Here is a 3,066-nt window from a genome sequence, read left to right on the forward strand (position 1 = left end):
ACCACGTCACCCACCGCACCCTGGAGGTGCTCCAGGCGTGGCTCGGCGCACCCGCGCTGGAGCAGACACGCCTGGTGGTACTGACCAGGGGTGCCGTGAGCGTGCGGGACGGTGACCGGCTGAACCCGGCGGTGGCCGCGGCGTGGGGCCTCGTAGGCACAGCGCAGTCGGAGCACCCCGGCCGCGTCCTGCTCCTCGACACGGACGCCACGGCGGCCTCCGCCGACACGCTCCCCACCCTCCTGGCCGCCCTGCTCGACGGCGACGAACCACAGCTCGCCCTGCGTGACGGAGTCTGCCACCAGCGGCGTCTCACCCGGGCCGGCGCCGACGAGGTCCTGACGGCACCGGCGGGTGAGCCCGCGTGGGAGTTGGGCACGCGGGCCCCGGGCACGCTGGACGGCCTGGCCCTCCTGCCAGCGCCAAAGGCACGGGCGGCACTGCCTCCTGGGCACGTCCGGATCGAAACGCGCGCCGCGGGCCTCAACTTCCGTGACGTACTGATGGCGCTGGGCATGTACCCGGGGGAGATCAGCATCGGCAACGAAGGCGCCGGTGTGGTCACGGAGGTCGGTCCCGGCGTCACCCGCTTCGCCCCGGGCGACCGGGTCATGGGCCTCTTCGAGGGTGCGGGCGGCCCTGTGGCCGTAGCCGACTGCCGCACACTCGCGCCCATGCCGAAGGGCTGGTCCTTCGAACAGGCGGCCTCGGTGCCCTGCGTGTACCTCACCGCCTGGTTCGGACTGCGGGACCTGGCGGGACTGGAGCGCGGCGAGTCGGTGCTGATCCACGCCGCCGCCGGTGGTGTCGGCATGGCCGCCGTGCAGCTCGCCCGGCACTGGGGCGCCGAGGTCTACGGCACCGCCAGTCCGGCCAAGTGGGACGCGGCGCGCGCCGCCGGCGTACCCGACGGGCGGCTCGCCAACTCCCGCACCCTGGACTTCGAGCGGCAGTTCCTCGACCTGACCGGCGGACGGGGCTTCGACGTCGTCCTGGACGCGCTCGCCGGTGACTTCGTGGACGCCTCGCTGCGCCTGCTGCCCAGGGGCGGCCGGTTCATCGAGATGGGCAAGACCGACATCCGCGACGCCACCGAGGTCGGCGCCCGGCACCCCGGCGTCACCTACCGGGCCTTCGACCTGGCCGACGCGGGCGGCGAGCGCATCGAGCGGATGCTGACCGAGCTGGTCGCCCTCTTCGACCAGGGCGTTCTGACCCCGCCGCCGCTCACCACCTGGGACATCCGGCGCGCTCCGGCCGCCTTCCGGTTCATGAGCCAGGGTCGGCACGTCGGCAAGAACGTGTTCACGCTGCCGCGCCGGCCCGACCCGCGGGGCACCGTCCTCGTCACCGGCGGTACCGGAGCACTCGGCAAGGTGGCGGCCCGCCGCCTGGTGACCGAGCACGGCGTACGCAACCTGCTGCTGACCAGCCGCAGCGGCCCCCGGGCCGACGGCTCCGCCGAGCTGGAACGTGAACTGACCGCCCTCGGGGCGAGGGTCCGCATCGTCGCCTGCGACGTATCCGACCGGGATGCCGTGGCCGCACTGCTGTCGACCGTCTCCCCGGACGCCCCGCTGAACGGTGTGGTGCACAGCGCCGGCGCCCTGGACGACGGCGTACTCACCGCCCTGACCGCCGAACGACTGGACACCGTCCTCGCCTCCAAGGCCGACGCCGCACACCACCTGCACGAACTGACCCGGCACCTGGACCTGGCGCTGTTCGTCCTGTTCTCCTCTGCCGCCGGCACCCTCGGCAGTTCCGGACAGGGCGGCTACGTCGCCGCCAACGCCTACCTGGACGCCCTCGCCCACCAGCGCCGAGCCCAGGGCCTCCCCGCCGTCTCGCTGGCCTGGGGCCTGTGGACGCAGGGCGCGGGGATCGGCCTGACCGGTCACCTCACCGGCGCCGACCAGCAGCGGATGGCACGCGGCGGAGTCCTCGGGCTGTCGGAGGACGAGGGTGCGGCACTGTTCGACACCGCGCTGCGCCTGCCCCAGCCGGTGCTGCTGCCGATGAGACTGGACTTCGGCGCGCTGCGGGCGCAGGCCGCCGCGGGGCCGGTGCCGCCGCTGCTGCGCGGCCTGGTCCGGCAGACCCGGCGCACGGCGGGCACGGCTGCCGACTCCGGTGCCTTCACCCAGCGTCTCAGCCGTGCCACCGCCGAGGAACAGGAACAGCTCCTGCTCGGCCTGGTCCGGGAGGAGGCCGCCCGGGTACTGGGCCACGCCACCGCCCACGCCATCGGCCCCGACCTGGCCTTCAACGAGCTGGGCTTCGACTCCCTCACGGCGGTCGAACTGCGCAACCGGCTCGCCAACCACACCGGGGTCCGTCTGCCGACCACCCTCGTTTTCGACTATCCGACGCCGGTCGCCCTCATGCGCCACCTGCGCGCGACACTCGCCCCGGACGACACCGCCGCTCCCGCCGCGCCGAACAGTGAGGAAGACCTGCGCCGCGTCCTGGCCAGGACACCGCTGAGCCGCCTCCGGGAACTGGGCGTCCTCGACGCCCTCATGACGCTCACCGAGGAAGGCGAAGCAGACGCGGAGGAGCTCCCGGCGCAGGAGCGGGAGACGGCGATAGCCGACATGGGCGTCGACGACCTGGTGCAACGCGCCATGAGCAAGGCCGGTAAGTGATGACGACGGGGAAGAAGGCGGAGGCCGGGATGACCACTCCCGACGCGAAGGTCGTCGAAGCGCTGCGTGTCACGCTCATGGAGAACGAGCGGCTGGAACGGGAGAACGCCGACATCCGCCGAGGACTGTCGGAACCCGTCGCGATCGTCGGCATGGCCTGCCGCCTGCCGGGCGGCGTGACCTCCCCGGAGGAGCTGTGGGACCTCGTCGCCACCGGCGGCGACGCCGTCGGTGACTTCCCGACCGACCGGGGCTGGGACCTGGACAACATCTTCGACCCGGACCCCGACCACCCCGGCACCAGCTACGTCCGCCAGGGCGGCTTCCTCCACGACGCGGGCGACTTCGACGCGGCCTTCTTCGGCATCTCCCCGCGCGAGGCCCTGGCGATGGACCCGCAGCAGCGGCTCATTCTGGA

General features: G+C 73.3%; 2 protein-coding genes. Both read left to right on the forward strand.

The window, feature by feature from the left end; all coding sequences use genetic code 11:
- A partial coding sequence (locus ABZ646_RS43780; protein WP_360532566.1) for an SDR family NAD(P)-dependent oxidoreductase occupies positions 1–2,648 on the forward strand: 2,648 nt, incomplete at its 5' end.
- 29 nt (positions 2,649–2,677) lie between these two features.
- Positions 2,678–3,066, forward strand: a 389-nt coding sequence (locus tag ABZ646_RS43785) for a beta-ketoacyl synthase N-terminal-like domain-containing protein (RefSeq protein WP_360532569.1), incomplete at its 3' end; no start/stop codon positions are given.

Origin of the sequence: Streptomyces sp. NPDC007162 (assembly GCF_040634175.1) — a bacterium.
GTDB lineage: Bacteria > Actinomycetota > Actinomycetes > Streptomycetales > Streptomycetaceae > Streptomyces.